This window comes from Kitasatospora sp. NPDC018619 (assembly GCF_044391605.1).
Classification (GTDB): domain Bacteria; phylum Actinomycetota; class Actinomycetes; order Streptomycetales; family Streptomycetaceae; genus Kitasatospora.
Genome location: NZ_JBISAI010000030.1, coordinates 1 through 15,354 on the forward strand (window position 1 = coordinate 1; position 15,354 = coordinate 15,354).

At 73.6% G+C, this 15,354-nt stretch carries 15 protein-coding genes; 5 read left to right on the forward strand and 10 right to left on the reverse strand.

Annotated elements, in window-relative coordinates:
* Nucleotides 1-246 precede the first annotated feature (246 nt).
* The 3 genes from ACH5AR_RS31520 to ACH5AR_RS31530 form a co-directional block, all read right to left on the reverse strand.
* Nucleotides 247-1,050: a DUF3710 domain-containing protein gene (locus tag ACH5AR_RS31520; protein WP_396304949.1), complete on the reverse strand. Its 804-nt coding sequence runs from the start codon at nt 1,048-1,050 to the stop codon at nt 247-249.
* A gap of 69 nt (nt 1,051-1,119) precedes the next feature.
* The gene (dut, locus tag ACH5AR_RS31525) at nt 1,120-1,587 is read right to left on the reverse strand and encodes a dUTP diphosphatase (RefSeq protein ID WP_396304950.1); all 468 of its coding nucleotides are present in this window, start codon (nt 1,585-1,587) and stop codon (nt 1,120-1,122) included.
* Nucleotides 1,584-2,123, reverse strand: coding sequence for a PaaI family thioesterase (locus tag ACH5AR_RS31530; RefSeq protein WP_396305000.1), 540 nt, complete (start codon nt 2,121-2,123; stop codon nt 1,584-1,586). The genes dut and ACH5AR_RS31530 overlap by 4 nt, the downstream gene beginning before the upstream one ends.
* Before the next feature lie 174 nt (nt 2,124-2,297).
* Between ACH5AR_RS31530 and ACH5AR_RS31535 the strand changes: the two genes are divergently transcribed.
* On the forward strand, nt 2,298-2,747 hold the full coding sequence (locus ACH5AR_RS31535) for a DUF3093 domain-containing protein (protein WP_396304951.1): 450 nt from the start codon (nt 2,298-2,300) through the stop codon (nt 2,745-2,747).
* Between the two features lie 271 nt (nt 2,748-3,018).
* Here the strand turns inward: ACH5AR_RS31535 and ACH5AR_RS31540 are convergent, their stop codons facing one another.
* The 4 genes from ACH5AR_RS31540 to ACH5AR_RS31555 form a co-directional block, all read right to left on the reverse strand.
* Nucleotides 3,019-3,318 (reverse strand): DUF4193 domain-containing protein, encoded by a 300-nt coding sequence (locus ACH5AR_RS31540; protein WP_030285479.1) that lies wholly within the window; start codon nt 3,316-3,318, stop codon nt 3,019-3,021.
* A 472-nt stretch (nt 3,319-3,790) separates the two neighbouring features.
* Nucleotides 3,791-4,774 carry an acyl-ACP desaturase gene (locus ACH5AR_RS31545; protein ID WP_396304952.1) on the reverse strand — a complete coding sequence of 328 codons (984 nt, stop codon included), beginning with the start codon at nt 4,772-4,774 and terminating at the stop codon, nt 3,791-3,793.
* A 231-nt stretch (nt 4,775-5,005) separates the two neighbouring features.
* A complete protein-coding gene (locus ACH5AR_RS31550) occupies nt 5,006-6,310 on the reverse strand; it encodes a sensor histidine kinase (RefSeq protein ID WP_396304953.1) in 1,305 nt (434 codons plus the stop codon).
* 73 nt (nt 6,311-6,383) lie between these two features.
* The gene (locus ACH5AR_RS31555; protein WP_030285473.1) at nt 6,384-7,037 is read right to left on the reverse strand and encodes a response regulator transcription factor; all 654 of its coding nucleotides are present in this window, start codon (nt 7,035-7,037) and stop codon (nt 6,384-6,386) included.
* 443 nt (nt 7,038-7,480) lie between these two features.
* On the opposite strand from ACH5AR_RS31555, the gene ACH5AR_RS31560 reads away from it, so the two are divergent.
* Nucleotides 7,481-7,666 (forward strand): hypothetical protein, encoded by a 186-nt coding sequence (locus tag ACH5AR_RS31560; RefSeq protein WP_030057688.1) that lies wholly within the window; start codon nt 7,481-7,483, stop codon nt 7,664-7,666.
* Nucleotides 7,667-7,848: 182 nt separating this feature from the next.
* Here ACH5AR_RS31560 and ACH5AR_RS31565 read toward each other — a convergent pair whose 3' ends face one another.
* Nucleotides 7,849-8,667 (reverse strand): inositol monophosphatase family protein, encoded by an 819-nt coding sequence (locus tag ACH5AR_RS31565; RefSeq protein ID WP_396304954.1) that lies wholly within the window; start codon nt 8,665-8,667, stop codon nt 7,849-7,851.
* An 81-nt stretch (nt 8,668-8,748) separates the two neighbouring features.
* Nucleotides 8,749-9,891, reverse strand: coding sequence for a ferrochelatase (locus ACH5AR_RS31570; protein ID WP_396304955.1), 1,143 nt, complete (start codon nt 9,889-9,891; stop codon nt 8,749-8,751).
* A gap of 131 nt (nt 9,892-10,022) precedes the next feature.
* On the opposite strand from ACH5AR_RS31570, the gene ACH5AR_RS31575 reads away from it, so the two are divergent.
* Together ACH5AR_RS31575 and ACH5AR_RS31580 are read left to right on the forward strand one after the other, a co-directional pair.
* Nucleotides 10,023-11,291, forward strand: coding sequence for an MFS transporter (locus ACH5AR_RS31575; protein WP_396304956.1), 1,269 nt, complete (start codon nt 10,023-10,025; stop codon nt 11,289-11,291).
* A gap of 105 nt (nt 11,292-11,396) precedes the next feature.
* On the forward strand, nt 11,397-12,719 hold the full coding sequence (locus ACH5AR_RS31580) for a D-arabinono-1,4-lactone oxidase (protein ID WP_396304957.1): 1,323 nt from the start codon (nt 11,397-11,399) through the stop codon (nt 12,717-12,719).
* 31 nt (nt 12,720-12,750) lie between these two features.
* Here ACH5AR_RS31580 and ACH5AR_RS31585 read toward each other — a convergent pair whose 3' ends face one another.
* Nucleotides 12,751-13,623 carry a hypothetical protein gene (locus ACH5AR_RS31585; protein ID WP_396304958.1) on the reverse strand — a complete coding sequence of 291 codons (873 nt, stop codon included), beginning with the start codon at nt 13,621-13,623 and terminating at the stop codon, nt 12,751-12,753.
* A 517-nt stretch (nt 13,624-14,140) separates the two neighbouring features.
* Between ACH5AR_RS31585 and sepH the strand changes: the two genes are divergently transcribed.
* Nucleotides 14,141-15,220 carry a septation protein SepH gene (gene sepH / locus ACH5AR_RS31590; RefSeq protein ID WP_396304959.1) on the forward strand — a complete coding sequence of 360 codons (1,080 nt, stop codon included), beginning with the start codon at nt 14,141-14,143 and terminating at the stop codon, nt 15,218-15,220.
* Nucleotides 15,221-15,354: the final 134 nt, after the last annotated feature.

A 15,354-nucleotide genomic window follows, 5' to 3' on the forward strand; every position in this document is an offset into this window, starting at 1 on the left:
GCTTCCTTCGCGCCGCCTTCCGGCAGGCCCTCCGGGCTTCGTTCTTTCGTGTCTCCAGCTTATCAGATGTTTTCCGCTCCGTTTTCCGGAGTTTCCTTCATCGGATTCGCTTTCCGCTCTACCGCCCCGGTCTCCCGCGGCGACTCCGGAACTGTACGGGGACCGACCCGCCACGTGCAAATCGCCCCTGCCCGGGTTCCCGGACAGGGGCGATCGGGTTCCGACCGGAGGCGGCCGGAGCCGGGGTCAGCGGACCTCGGTGATCTCCGGGCCGCGCGCGAACGGGTCGAGCGCGGTGCCGCCGAAGCGGTTCTCGCCCTCGCCGGCGACGGCAGCGGCCCCGCCACCGTCGGCGACCATCTGGGCGTCCTCGGGAAGCTTCAGGACGATCGGGTCGCGGGGGGCCATCGGGGACTCGCCGCGCACGACCACCGTCTGACGGAACACCTGCTCCAGGATCCCGGCCATCTCCGGCTGCACCGCGGCCTGACCGGAGATCACGCCGCGCAGGAACCAGCGCGGGCCGTCGCAGCCGACGAACCGGACCAGCTGCACGCCCTGGGTGCCGTCCGGCAGCTGCACGGGGACCTGGGCCCGGAGGTGCCAGCCCAGCGGGCCCTCCTCCTCCTCGATGAGGCCGCCCTGCGAGGTGATGCCGTTGGCGATCTCCTCCCGGACCTCCCCCCAGATGCCCTCCGACTTCGGGGCCGCGAAGGCCTGGAGCTGGATGGCGCTGTTGCCGAGCACGAGGGTGGCCGCCACGATCGCGTCACCGGCGACCTCGACGCGCAGCTCCATCCCCTCGACACCGGGGACCAGCAGACCCCCGAGGTCGACTCGTCCCTCCTCGGGGTTCTCCAGTTCCGAGTGGTCCCACGGGCCGTCGGGCCGCGGGGCCGGCGGCAGGCCGACCTTGTCGGCCGGGTCCAGCTCGGTCACGTTCTCGCTCTCGGCGGAACCTCCGACGTCATCGGCCGTCTCGTCGGCGCTGATGGCGTCGTCGGCGAGCTGCTCGACAGCGTCCTCGCTCTTCTGGCGACGACGGAACACGGTCACTGTCCTTCCCGGTCCAAGACCGATGCGTATACCTGCTCGGCTTCCTGCGAGGCCGCGGGCATGCTAGACCGCGGCGTGGCCGCCGGTCGACCCGAACCCACCCTCGGCGCGTGCCGACCCAGGCAGCTCCTCCACCTCGTGGAAGCGGGCCTTCTCGACCTGCTGGATCACCAGCTGGGCGATCCGGTCCCCTCGGCGGAAGCTGACCCCCTCGCGCGGGTCCAGATTGACGACGATCACCTTGATCTCTCCACGGTACCCGGCATCGACCGTCCCCGGGGCGTTCACGAGGGCAACGCCGCAACGAGCTGCCAAGCCGGACCGGGGGTGGACGAAGGCCGCGTAGCCGTCCGGCAGGGCGATGGCGACGCCGGTGGGCAGGACGGCCCGCTCGCCGGGGGCCAGCTCGGCGTCCACCGTGGTGCGCAGATCGGCGCCGGCGTCCCCGGGCTGCGCGTAGGCGGGCAGCGGCAGCTCGGGGTCGATGCGCTTGATCAGGACGTCCAGCTGCGGGCGGGGGGTGTCGCTCAAGGGTTCACCTCAAAGGCTCGTGCGCGCTTCATCAGGTCCGGGTCGTCGAGGACCTTCTCGATGTCCTCGGGCCGACCGTGCGTGGTGAAGTGTTCCAGCTTCACCGGGATGAAGAGTGCCTGCGCGCGGACCGCGACCGGGCCGTCCGGTCCGCCGATCCGCGCCTCGGCGGCGCTGTAGATCTTGCGGCCGTGCACGCCGGTGATCCGGGCGCTCAGGTGCAGCACGGAGTCGACGGGGACGGGGCAGAGGAAGTCGGTCTCCAGCCGGCCGGTCACGGCGGGGGCGTGCAGCAGCCAGTTGAGCGTGCCGAGGGTCTCGTCCATGGCCGTGGTCAGCAGCCCGCCGTGGGCCAGGCCGGGGCCGCCCTGGTGGGCGTCGCGGACGACGAACTCGGCGGTGACGTCGAGTCCCTCCCCCGCGACCGCGTCGATCCGCAGGCCGCCGGGGTGCTGCGGGCCGCAGCCGAAGCAGTGCTCGTAGTGGGAGCCGAGCCGGGTGCCGGGAGCGGGCGCCTGGGGGTGGCGCTCCGGCAGGACGGCGTCCGGCGGCGGGGTGGTCGGCGCCGGCGGTACGGCGGGCGCCGGCCGGTCGGTGGGGGTGCTGGGGGCAGTCGTACCGGTCACGGGGCCCCAGCCTACCCAGGGGTGGAGGGGCCTCCGGCGGGGGTGGCGTCCGGGGCCGGGCGTCAGGGCGACCACAATGGAGGCATGTACGACGAACGCCTCACGGTGCCGCGCTCCTGGTGGCTGCTCCCGATCGCGCTGGGCCTCACCTCCGCGCTGATCCTGATCCGGCTCAGCGGTCCGGCCGCGCTGATCGGGCTGGTGGTCGGCATCGCCGCCGGCGCGGTCGCGATCAGCAGCTACGGCTCGGCCCGCATCCGCGTGGTCCAGGGCTCCCTGGTGGCCGGCCCGGCCAGGATCCCGGTGGACGCCCTCGGCGACGCGCAGGCGCTGAGCCCCGCCGAGGCCGCGGCCTGGCGCGGCCGGAAGGCCGATCCGCGCGCCTTCATGCTGCTGCGCAGCTACGTCCCGACGGCGCTGCGGGTCGAGGTGACGGACCCGGCCGACCCGACGCCGTACCTCTACCTGTCGACCCGCTCGCCGATGAAGCTGGCGGAGGCCCTGGAGGACGCCCGGCGCGGCGCCCGAGCCTGAGCGGGGCCGGGCCCGCGGGCCCGGGGCCCGCGGGCTGGGTCACCGGCCGCACGGAAGCGGCCGGACAAACGGAGAGGGACGGTTCCGCTGCTGCGGGACCGTCCCTACGACTTCGTCCTGGCCGACGAACCGGCCGACTCCGTCCTTCCGGGTCCGTCCGGTCGGACGGTTCCCGGACCAGCCGCCCGGCCCCGCTGCCCGGGGCCGGAAGGAGCGGTGTGCCGGTCCCGCGGGCGCAGCCGCGGGCACCGGGCCCTGTCCGCCGCGGTGCTCAGGCGCCGCAGTCCCGGCAGATCGGGTTGCCGTTCTTCTCGCTGTACAGCTGGCTGCGGTGGTGCACCAGGAAGCAGCTCATGCAGGTGAACTCGTCGGCCTGCTTCGGCAGGACGCGGACGGCGAGCTCCTCGTTCGAGAGGTCGGCACCGGGAAGCTCCATGCCCTCGGCGGCGTCGAACTCGTCGACGTCGACGGAGCTGCCGCCCTTGTCGTTGCGCCGAGCCTTGAGTTCCTCGATGGAGTCCTCGTTGAGCTCGTCGTCGGTCTTGCGTGGGGTGTCGTAGTCGGTTGCCATTTTTCGCTCTCCCCCTCCGGGTTGTGCGGTGTGTGCGGTATCTCCAGCGCACGTAACGCATGGGGGGTCGGTCTTGTGCCCGACCCGAGGCGGAGATTTTGCCTTACTTCAAGCCCTGTTACTCAATCGACACTCAGCCCGGGCTCCATCGGGGTGAGTGCCGGGGCTGCGGAAGGCCTCACGCTGGGCCATCGCCGCCCCTATCGGGGCCCTGAAAACCGACCACGCACAGTGAGCAGAAGAGCCGACGGCATCGCCGAAATCCCTTGTTCACCAGGGATGCCGACCGATTCCGTGGATCGTTTCCGGGCCGGAATCCGGTCACGGACGGCGATCGACACCCCCGACCGAGTGATCACTCTCCGGGGTTGCCCGGAATCGTGGAGCGACACGATGTGACCTTGGTCACGTTCAGAATCTTCCCGGGCAAACCCAGGGAAATCCACCCACTCCGACCGCCCGGCCCGGCCCTTCAGCGGGCGTTCTTCCGCGCCTCGCGACGCGCCAGCAGCGCGGCCTGGCGCTCCTCGAACTTCCGGGCCTGGCCGTCCAGGCCGTCCAGGAAGACACCCAGCTCGTTCTGGGCCAGCAGGCCCTCGGGGCCCAGCCCGCCGATCTCCATCACCTTCAGGTGGCGCAGCACCGGCTGGAGCACGTCGTCGTGGTGGATCCGCAGGTTGTACACCCCTCCGAGGGCGATCTGGGCGGCGGCGCGCTCGAAGCCGGGGATACCGTGGCCGGGCATCCGGAAGTCGGTGACGACGTCGGCGACGGCCCGCATGGCCTGGTCCGGGGCGATCTCCAGGGCGGCCTTCAGCAGGTTCCGGTAGAAGACCATGTGCAGGTTCTCGTCGTTGGCGATCTTCGCCAGCAGCTGCTCGCAGAGCGGGTCGCCGGCGTACTTGCCGGTGTTGCGGTGCGCGATGCGGGTGGCGAGCTCCTGGAAGGCCACGTACGCGACGGAGTGCAGCATGCTGTGCGCGTTGTCGGACTCGAAGCCCTCCGACATGTGGTTCATCCGGGCCCGCTCCAGCTCCACCGGGTCGACGGCCCGGGTGGCGAGCAGGTAGTCGCGGATCGCTATCCCGTGCCGGCCCTCCTCGGCGGTCCAGCGGTGCACCCAGGTGCCCCAGGCGCCCTCGCGGCCGAACATGGTCGCGATCTCGTGGTGGTAGCTGGGGAGGTTGTCCTCGGTCAGCAGGTTGACCACGAGCGACACCCGGCCCACCGGGGTCACCCGGGACTGGTCGAGCGACCAGGCCTCGCCGCCCAGCACGCCGTCGAAGTCGCGGCCCTGGCTCCACGGCACGAACTCGTGGGGCATCCACTCCTTCGCGATGCCCAGGTGGCGGTTGAGCTCCTTCTCGACGACCTCTTCGAGGGCGAGGATCAGCCGCGCGTCGGTCCAGCCGCTCGCGACGAGCGGGGAGCTGCTCTGCACAGGGGCGATGGTCACGGTCTTGCTCCTGAGGGGACGGCACGCGCTGGGACGGGCGCGAGGGACGGGAACACGTCGTGCGGACCCGTCGGCGGGCCGCCGACGGACTCACCTACGGTTGCGTAGGTTACGACACCGTAAGTTGCCCGGGCCGGAAATGACAAGCCGCCCCCGCCAGGCCTTATGTCGTCTTGACGGGCGTGGCGGGGGCGGCTGCTGGCAGTCGCCTGCGGAAGGGTCGTTCGCCCCTTACGGCGAGGGGATGCGGACCCTCATGGTGAGCCCGCCGCCGGCGCGCGGCGTGGCCTCGACGGTGCCGCCGTGGGCGCGCACCACGGAGCGGACGATGGACAGGCCGAGCCCGACCCCCTTGTCGCTGCGGGTGCGGTCGGCGCCCTTGATCCGGCGGAACGGCTCGAAGATGTGCTCCAGTTCGTAGCGGGGCACCACCGGGCCGGTGTTGGAGACGACCAGCTCGCCGCCGCCGGGCACCGCGGTGGTGGCCAGTTCGACCCAGCCGCCCGGGGAGTTGTAGCGGACGGCGTTCTGCAGCAGGTTGAGCGCGAGCCGCTCCAGCAGCACGCCGTTGCCGGCGGCCATGGCCGGATCGAGCTTCGAGCGCAGCTCGACCTCGCGCTTGTCGGCCTCGGCCCGGGTCTGCTCCAGCGCCCGGGTGGCCACCTCGGACAGCTCCACCGGGCGCCGGTCGGTCAGCTCGTTCTCGCTGCGGGCGAGCAGCAGCAGGCCCTCGACCAGCTGCTCGCTGCGCTCGTTGGTGGCCAGCAGGGTCTTCCCCAGCTGCTGGAGGTCGGGCGAGGCCGCCGGGTCGGAGAGCTGGACCTCCAGCAGGGTGCGGTTGATCGCCAGCGGGGTGCGCAGCTCGTGCGAGGCGTTGGCGACGAAGCGGCGCTGGGAGTCGAAGGAGCGGTCCAGCCGGTCGAGCATGCCGTCGAAGGTGTCGGCCAGCTCCTTGAGCTCGTCGTCCGGGCCGTCCAGCTCGATCCGGCGGTGCAGGTCGGAGGAGGCCACGTCCCGGGCGGTGCGGGTGATCCGGCCGAGCGGGCGCAGTACCCGGCCGGCCATCGCGTAGCCGGCCGCGAAGGCGATCACGGCGAGGCAGACCAGCATGGTCAGCGACTTGCGCAGCAGGGTGTTGAGCGCGGAGTTGGAGCGCGCCAGGTAGTCGGCGGCCTGCCACTGGTTGAACTCCGTGCTGTTCATGGTGCGCGTGGTGCCGTCGGGGGCGGTGACCCGGACGAGGTTCCCGTCGAAGCCCAGGTTGCGCGGTGCCAGGTAGGAGACGGCGTCCTGGAAGAACACGTACATCAGGAGCAGCAGCACGACGCCGGCCATCAGGAACATCCCGCCGTAGAGCAGGGTGAGGCGCATCCGGATGGTGGGGCGGAAGGGGAGCCAGGCGAGCATGCCGTCGCCGGGGACGTAGTGCCCGACGCGGTGGACGCGCGGCGGGCTCAGGGGCTTCGGTGGGACGGCACGCGGGCCGCCGGCGGGCGTGCCGGAGGGCCCGCCGGCCGGGGGCGGCGGGGTGGTCATGGGGGTGTCCTCTCGGGGCGCCGGCCGGGGCGGGCGCCGGCGGGGGGTCTCGGGGGCGGGTGTGCTCCGGTCGTCAGATCCGGTAGCCGGAGCCCGGCACGGTGACGATCACCGGCGGGTCGCCGAGCTTGCGGCGCAGCGTCATCACGGTGACGCGCACGACGTTGGTGAACGGGTCGGTGTGCTCGTCCCAGGCCTTCTCCAGGAGCTGCTCGGCGGAGACGACGGCGCCGCCGGCCCGCATCAGCACCTCCAGGACGGCGAACTCCTTGGGGGCGAGCTGGACGGTGCGTCCTTCGCGGATCACCTCGCGCCGGCCGGGGTCGAGCGAGATGCCGGCCCGCTCCAGCACCGGGGGCAGCGGGATGGTCGCGCGGCGGCCCAGCGCCCTTACCCGGGCGACGAGTTCGCTGAAGGCGAACGGCTTCGGGAGGTAGTCGTCCGCGCCGATCTCCAGGCCCTCGACCCGGTCGCTGATGTCGCCGGAGGCGGTCAGCATGATCACCCGGGTGGCCAGGCCCTGCTCGACCACCTTGCGGCAGACGTCGTCCCCGTGCACCAGGGGGAGGTCCCGGTCCAGGACGACGACGTCGTAGTCGTTGACCGCGATGCGCTGGAGCGCGGCCTCCCCGTCGTACACCACGTCGACGGCCATCGCCTCGCGGCGCAGGCCGGTCGCGACGGCCTCGGCAAGCAGCTGCTCGTCCTCGACGACGAGAACCCGCACGGTCGTTGTCCCTTCTCCAGGCCGGCCCCGGAAGCGGACGCACGGCTCCGACGGTGCCTCCATCCTGCCTGGTCCGCCGGTAAAGCAGCGATAAGCTGCCCCTCGGGCACGCTGTCCGGGTCCGCGGCGGTCCCCGTTCGCGCTCGTACCACTCCGCTTGGACTGTGACACGGGCAACTTTCTCCCGCCGGGAGGTTTCCCCGCCCCGGGGGCGGGGAGGACAGCTGCACACCCGCGATCTGGCTGACGGCCGGTCGCACCCACCCGCCGTGCGTTCCATCCGCGCCGGCCCTGGGGCTGGGACATCACCGGGAGCGGCCGTAGGCCGTCTCCGCACCCGTCCGGAGTTCACCACCCTCCGGCGTGGGTGCTTCCACCGGCTGGTACCTCCCCGGGGCGGAGAGCGCACGACCGTGCACGTCCGACACAGTAAGGGGGCCCGTATGGACGCCTTCAAGGCCGGAATCCTGCAGCGCATAGCCAACGCCGAGCAGGACCTGCACCGCGCGATCGAGGCCGGGGACGAGTTCCTCGCCGAGGTGGAGCAGTCCGAGCTGGACGACCTCCGCCGGCTCGCCGCCGAGCACGGCGTGGACACGGTGCTGGAGCGCCACCGCACCGCTGCCTGACCCGTCCGGCACACCGACCCGTCGCCGGACCTCCGGCACCTGCGGCCCTGAGGGGGCCGTGCGAAACCCAGGCCCTGGCATCCCCTGTGTGTCAGGGCTCTTCGCATGCCCGGGGCCGTCCTGCCCCCGCCGTCCCGCCGCCGTCCCGCGGTGGGGCGGCGGGGGCAGGACGGCGGGACCGGTCAGTCCGCCCAGGCGCGCAGCGCGGCCAGCCGCTCCTGGAGCGGCTGGTACACCCCCGGGGCGGCGGCCACGGTCAGCGCGCCGTCCGGCCCGTGCCCGGGGCGGCCGCCGACCAGCGCCCCGGCCTCGGTGGCGATCAGGCAGCCGGCCGCGCGGTCCCAGGGGGCCAGGCCGCGCTCGTAGTAGCCGTCCAGCCGCCCGGCGGCGACGTCGCACAGGTCCACCGCGGCGGCCCCGCCCCGGCGGATGTCCCGCACCTGCGGCATCAGCGCCAGCAGCACCTCGGCCTGCCGCGCCCGCACCTGCTGGACGTAGTTGAAGCCGGTGGCGATCAGCGCCTGGCCCCAGGGCGGGGCCGGGCGGGCCGAGACCGGGCGGCCGTCCAGCCGGGCGCCACGGCCCAGGACGGCGTGGAACAGCTCGCCGCGGGCCGGCGCGTACACCACGCCGACGACCGCCCGGCCGTCCACCTCGGCGGCCACGCTGACCGCCCAGGAGGGCAGCCCGTACAGGTAGTTGACCGTTCCGTCGAGCGGGTCCACCACCCAGCGCACCCCGCTGGTGCCCGGCCGCTCGGCGCCCTCCTCGCCGAGGTAGCCGTCCTCGGGGCGGCGCTCGGTGATCAGCTCCAGGACGAGCTTCTCGGAGGCGAGGTCCATCTCGGTGACCACGTCGACCGGGCTGCTCTTGGTGCCGGCCACGCCGAGGTCGGCCGGGCGGCCGTCGCGCAGCAGGGCGCCGGCCTGCCGGGCCGCGTCCAGGGCGACCTCCAGCAGGTCGTCGAGGAGTCCGTCGTCGGGCAGGGCGGGGGTGGGCACGGGGTTCTCCTCCGGGGCGGCGGGGCGGACGGTACGGGCCGGCGGGCGGGCGCGGTGCGGACGGTACGGGCGGAAGCGCGGTCAGCGCTCGGCGACGGCCGGGCGCGGGGCGCGCGGGTTGGGGCAGCAGGCCACCGGGCACACGTCGTGGCTGGGGCCCAGCGCGCCGAGGGCGCAGCGGGTCACCGGCTCGCCGCGCTCGACGGCGGCCCGCTCCAGGACGAGCTCGCGCACGGCGGCGGTGAACCGCGGGTCGGCGCCGACGGTGGCGGCACGGGCCACCGGCAGGCCGAGTTCGGCGGCCTTGGCGACGGCCTCGGTGTCGAGGTCGTACTTCACCTCCATGTGGTCGGAGACGAAGCCGATCGGGACCATCACCACGGCGGGCGCGCCCTCGGCGTGCCGCGCCTCCAGGTGGTCGCAGATGTCGGGCTCCAGCCACGGGGTGTGCGGGGCCCCGCTGCGGCTCTGGTACACCAGCTCCCACGGCCGGTCGGCCACGCCGGTGCGCTCGGCCACCGCGGCGGCGATCAGCCGGGCCACGTCCAGGTGCTGGGCGACGTACGCGCCGCCGGGCTCGCCGCGGGCCGGGTCGTCCGGGGCGCCGGAGGTCTCGGCCATCGACTCCGGGATGGAGTGGGTGGTGAAGGCCAGCCGGGCGCCGGGGCGGACGGTTTCGGGCAGTTCCTCCAGCGCGGCCAGGACGGCGTCGGTCATCGGCTCGACGAAGCCCGGGTGGTTGTAGAAGTGCCGGAGCTTGTCGACCCGCAGGGCGGGCCCGCCCTCCTCGGCGAGCGCGGCCAGCGCGTCGGCCAGGTTCTCCCGGTACTGGCGGCAGCCCGAGTAGCCGGCGTAGGCGCTGGTGGCGAGCACGGCGATCCTGCGGTGCCCGTCGGCGGCCAGCTCCCGCAGGGTGTCGACCAGGTAGGGCGCCCAGTTCCGGTTGCCCCAGTAGACCGGCAGGTCCAGGCCGTGCTCGGCGAAGTCCTTGCGCAGCGCGGCGAGCAGCTCGCGGTTCTGGCCGTTGATCGGACTGACCCCGCCGAACATGAAGTAGTGCTTGCCCACCTCCTTCAGCCGTTCCCTGGGGATGCCGCGGCCGCGGGTGACGTTCTCCAGGAACGGGACGACGTCCTCGGGGCCCTCGGGCCCGCCGAAGGACAGCAGCAGCAGGGCGTCGTACGGGGCGGCGCCGGAGGGGGAGGGTTTGCGCGCGTCGGACATGGAACCGATCCTGCCACTGTGGGGCCGGACGCCGTCGCCGGGGCCGCGCGGACGCCCGGAAAATACCGTTTGCCAACGTACGTAAGCTGTGTTTACCAGCCTTGTTCCTTACTCGCCCGCCCGGAGCTCCCGTGCTGTCCAGCTACCGCCAGATATTCGCCTCTCCCGGCACTCTGGCCTTCTCCACCACCGGCTTCGTCTCCCGACTGCCGATCTCCATGACCGGGATCGGCATCGTGACCATGCTCTCCCAGCTCCGGGGCTCCTACGGGGTGGCCGGCCTGGTCTCGGCCTGCCTCGCGGTCTCCGCCGCGGTCCTCGGCCCGCAGGTCTCCCGGCTGGTCGACCGGCACGGCCAGCGCAGGATCATCGTCCCCGCCATGGCGATCACCATCGCCGCCGTCACCGGCCTGCTGCTCTGCGCCCGGCTGGAGGCCCCGGACTGGACGCTGTTCGTGTTCGCCGCCGGCATGGGCGTGATGCCGAGCACCGGCGCGATGGTCCGCGCCCGCTGGGCCCACCTCTACCGCGACGACGCCGGCAAGCTGCACACGGCCTACTCCTTCGAGGCCGTGGTGGACGAGGTCTGCTTCATCGTCGGCCCGATCCTTTCCATCGGCCTCGCCACCTCCGTCTTCCCCGAGGCGGGCGTGCTGCTCGCCGGGGTCTTCCTCGCCCTCGGCGTCCTGCTCTTCGCCGGCCAGCGCTCCACCGAGCCGCCGGTCCATCCGGCCGCCCGGCAGCAGGGCGGGTCGGTCATCCTCAACCGCGGCCTCCAGGTGCTGATCGTCACCTTCGTCGCCACCGGCACGATCTTCGGCTCCGTCGAGGTGGTCACCGTCGCCTACGCCGAGGCCCAGGGCCACAAGTCCGTCTCCAGCGTGATCCTCGCCCTGTGGGCGCTCGGCTCCTGCCTCGCCGGGGTGGTCTTCGGCACCCTCAGGCTCACCGGCTCGATGGCGGTGCGCTTCCTGGGCGGCGTCCTGTTCATGGCGGTCAGCATGGTGCCGCTGCTGCTGGTCGCCCACGCGGTGCACGGCGCCGGCGGACTGGTCGCGGTCGGCGCCGCGCTGCTGGTCGCCGGCATCGCCATCTCGCCCACCCTGATCACCGCGATGGCCCTGGTCGAGCGGCTCGTCCCGGCCTCCCAGCTGACCGAGGGCATGACCTGGACCACCACCGGCCTGGCCCTCGGCGTCGCGGTCGGCTCCTCGGCCGCCGGCTGGGTGGTCGACGCCTCCGGCGCCGCCGCGGGCTACTGGGTGCCGCTGGCCGCCGGCCTGCTCGGCGTGGTCGCCGCCCTCGCCGGCCTCGGCCGGCTGCGCGCCGGGCTGGCCGCCGGCCCCACCGCCGAACCCGCTCTCGAAGGGGCCGGACGGACCGTAGACGCCGACCGGTGAACTGACTAGTCTCTCGCCCTACCCGCCCGGCCCTACCGGCGGGTAGGGCGGCGCGCCGCCCCGGACCGCGCCGACCCGTTCGGCCACGGAGCAGGAGGCAGCGCAATGCCCCAGGCCAGTACCGCGAGCCCCACCCGGTGGACCAACTGGGCCGGCAACCAGAGCGCCCGGCCCGCCCGGGCCGCCGCCCCCGGCACCGTGGAGGAGCTGGCCAGGGAGATCCGGCGGGCCGCCGAACAGGGCCGCACCGTCAAGGCCGTCGGCTCCGGCCACTCCTTCACCTCGATCGCCTCCGCCGGCGACGGCGTCCAGATCCGCCCGCACGCCCTCACCGCCGTCCGGGAGATCGACCGCGAGGCCGGCACCGTCACCGTCGAGTCCGGCCTCCCGCTGCACCGGCTCAACCGCGTCCTCGCCGCCGAGGGCCTCGCGCTGACCAACATGGGCGACATCGAGGTCCAGACCGTGGCCGGCGCCACCAGCACCGGCACCCACGGCACCGGCCGCGACTCCGGCTCACTCGCCGCCCAGATCCGCGCCCTGGAGATCGTCCTCGCCGACGGCACCGTCCACCGCTGCTCCCCCACCGAGAACCCCCGGCTCTTCCAGGGCGCCCGGCTCGGCCTCGGCGCCCTCGGCGTGATCACCGCGCTCACCTTCGGCGTCGAGCCCGCCTTCCTGCTCACCGCGCACGAGCAGCCGATGGGCTTCGACGAGGTGCTGGAGCGCCTGGACGACCTCACCGCCGTCAACGAGCACTTCGAGTTCTACTGGTTCCCGCACACCGACCGCTGCTCCACCAAGCGCAACAACCGCAGCCAGGGGCCGGCCGCCCCGCTGCCCCGGTTCAGGGAGTGGCTGGAGGACGACTTCCTCTCCAACACCGTCTGGGAGGGAGCCTGCCGGGTCGGCCGCCGCTTCCCCGGCTCGATCCCCTCGATCGCCTCGCTGGCCAGCCGCGCCTGGTCCGAGCGCAGCTTCACCGACACCGCGCACAAGGTGTTCACCAGCCCGCGCAGGGTCCGCTTCGTGGAGATGGAGTACGCGGTGCCGCGCGCGGCCGTCGGCGAGGTGCTGCGCGAGCTCAAATCCCTGGTCGAGCGCTCCGACTGGAAGGTGGGCTTCCCGGTCGAGGTGCGCTTCGCCCCCGCCGACGACCTCTGGCTGTCCACCGCCTCCGGCCGGGACAGCGCCTACATCGCCGTCCACCTCTACCGGGGCACCGCCGACCAGGGCTACTTCACCGGCGTGGAACAGCTGATGACCGCCCATCAGGGACGCCCGCACTGGGGCAAGCTGCACACCCGCGACGCCGCCTACCTGGCCGGCGTCTACCCGCACTTCGGCGACTTCACCGCGCTGCGCGACGAGGTCGACCCGCAGCGGCTCTTCGGCAACGACTACCTGCGCCGGGTGCTGGGCGACTAGGGCGTGTCCGACGCGAATTGTCAGACACGCCCTACGGCGCGACGGGCGCCCCGGTGACTCCTTGGCCGGCCGGCGGCGGGGCCACCGGGACCTTGGCCGGCTCGTTCGCCGGGGCTCCGCTCGGCACCGGCGGCTGCGGGGTCGTCCCACCGGTGGGCTTCCCGCCGTCCGCCGGCGGGGAGGCGCCGGTCGACGGGGGCGCGCTCGGGCCGCCGGAGGGCGCGGACGTGCCCGCCCCGCCGGACGGCGTACCGCCCGGCTCCCGGCTCGGCCGGGTGGTCGCCGGGGCCGAGGCGCCGCCGGACGGCGCGCCGCCCTGGCCCGGCCCGCCGTCGCCGCCCTTGGACGGCCGGTCGGCGGGGGCGTCCTGCGGCTGGGAGGACCTGGGCGTCACCGTGCCGCCGAAGGACGTGCCGTTGCCGGACTCGCCCTTGACCGTCGCCGACACCGGCTGCCCGGTGGCCACTTCGAACGCCACGATCGGCGCCATCGCCAGCACGAAGACCAGCCCGGACACCGCCGCGTACGTCTTCCAGCCCCACCGCCGACGCGCCCGGACCACCTGCGGCTCGTTCCACTCCGAGGTGATCACCGGCGGCCGGTCGGGCCCGGCCGGCACCTGGCGCAGCGTGTTGACGGTCTGGTTCGGCCCCCGGTCCACCGCCTCGCGCAGCTGCTCCCCGGTCCGCTTGAAGATGTGCTGGAACACCGCGCCGCCGGTGGTCGCCCCGATGCTCACCACGGCGGCGCCCATGATCGTGCCGTACACCCCCAGTTCGGAGGCCAGCAGCGCACCCACCACCGTGGCCAGCGCACTCGCCGCGACCTGAGCCACACTCAGATCGATGCGCCTGCGCTCCTCCTTGGCCTTGCCGCCCTCCGCGACGGGGCTCCGTTCCGGCATCGACATCCCTCGGTCCGTACGTCTGTTCCTCGAACAAGCCACTCCATCTTGCCCAAAGAAGGACACAAGGGACGAAAATGCGGTTCTTCGCTCCCGGATTGTGTGAAGATGATCACCGTCCATCCGGTGGCGGTCCGCCACGAGGGGAGCGCGCTCTTGAGATTCCCGTGAATCGCGGGAGACTTGAGCGGCGAGCCGCCCCTCTGGATGCCACGAATGGAGTACTGTTCGTAAAGCCCGAGCCTTGGGTCGACTTGTCGACTGCGCCTACACCGGCAGCCTGACGAGGAGCCACGGAGCGGGCACGCACGGCGACGCCCGTCCCGGATCGTCGCGTTCACTGCGCGTGCGAGGAGGGCCGGGACACCCAGGCGCGACGTCGACGGATGGCGTGGCAAAAAGGCAACCGTGCCACAGCGGCGTGCACGGGCGTGAGCCCGACACGCCGGGTAACTCAGCAAGGTTGTGGCCAGTCGCGAGTGGGCAGGCCACACTCAGTACGGGAGCAGCGACGCAGGTGACGTCGGCAGGCACCACCCGGGAGGTAACCGTGCCCGAACTGCGGGTTGTGGCCGTCAGCAACGACGGCACACGGCTGGTGCTCAAGGCTGCCGACAGCACGGAGTACACCCTTCCCATCGACGAGCGGCTGCGCGCCGCCATCCGCGGCGACCGGCCGCGCCTCGGCCAGATCGAGATCGAGGTCGAGAGCCATCTGCGCCCCCGCGACATCCAGGCGCGGATACGAGCCGGTGCCTCCGCCGAGGAGGTCGCCCAGGCCGCCGGGATCTCCGTCGACCGCGTCCGCCGCTTCGAGGGCCCGGTGCTCGCCGAACGCGCCTTCATGGCCGAGCGCGCCCGCAAGACCGCCATCCGCCGCAACGGCGAGTCCCCCGGCCCGCAGCTCGGCGAGGCCGTGGCCGAGCGGCTGGCGCTGCGCGGCGCCGAGAAGGACACCGAACGCTGGGACTCCTGGCGGCGCGACGACGGCACCTGGGAGGTCATCCTCTCCTACCGGGCCGACGGCGAGGGCCGCAGCGCCTCCTGGACGTACGACCCGCCCCGGCGCCTGGTCCAGCCCAACGACGACGAGGCCCGCGCGCTGATCGGCGAGAACGTCGAGCGCGAGGAGGAGTCGGTCTTCCCGTTCATCCCGCGGATCGCCCGGCTCCCCCAGGACCGGCCGCCCCGCCCGATGATCGACCGCCCCTCGGCCGACCGCATCATGTCGGCCCGCGAGGTCCGCGAGTCGCGGGAGGCCACCGCCGAGTCCCGGGACTCCCTGACCAGCCTGCTCGACGTGGTCCCCGCCTTCCGCGGCGACCTCGCCGTCGGCGCCCCCGCGCCGGTCGAGCCGGTGCCCGCCGAGGTCGCGGAGGAGGACGAGGAGGCGGCCGCGGCCGCCGCCCCCGCGGTCGGCGCGGGCTCGGCCTACGCCGACACCCTGATGCCGCGCGCCGTCGCCCCGCACCGCGAGCGGCTGGTCGGCACCACCGACCGGCAGGCCGAGGCGGACGGCGTCCGGCCCGGGCGCCGGGCCACCGTGCCCAGCTGGGACGAGATCGTCTTCGGCAGCCGGCGCAAGAAGCAGGAGTAGCGGCAGCGGGGTCGCCCCCGGGGGGGGGGGCGGGGCCCCCCCCCCCCGGGGGGGCCCCCCCCCCCCCCCCCCGGGCCCCGGGCGGGCCCCCCCCCCGCCCCCGCCCGCCCCCCCCCCCGCCCCCCCCCCCCGGG

Bases quoted from the DNA above. Each gene is read 5' to 3' on its own strand.
- ACH5AR_RS31535 (WP_396304951.1), top strand. From the start codon at position 2,298: ATGTACGACGAACGCCTCACGGTGCCGCGCTCCTGGTGGCTGCTCCCG.
- ACH5AR_RS31540 (WP_030285479.1), bottom strand. From the start codon at position 3,318: ATGGCAACCGACTACGACACCCCACGCAAGACCGACGACGAGCTCAAC.
- ACH5AR_RS31550 (WP_396304953.1), bottom strand. From the start codon at position 6,310: ATGACCACCCCGCCGCCCCCGGCCGGCGGGCCCTCCGGCACGCCCGCC.
- ACH5AR_RS31560 (WP_030057688.1), top strand. From the start codon at position 7,481: ATGGACGCCTTCAAGGCCGGAATCCTGCAGCGCATAGCCAACGCCGAG.
- ACH5AR_RS31570 (WP_396304955.1), bottom strand. From the start codon at position 9,891: ATGTCCGACGCGCGCAAACCCTCCCCCTCCGGCGCCGCCCCGTACGAC.
- ACH5AR_RS31580 (WP_396304957.1), top strand. From the start codon at position 11,397: ATGCCCCAGGCCAGTACCGCGAGCCCCACCCGGTGGACCAACTGGGCC.
- ACH5AR_RS31585 (WP_396304958.1), bottom strand. From the start codon at position 13,623: ATGCCGGAACGGAGCCCCGTCGCGGAGGGCGGCAAGGCCAAGGAGGAG.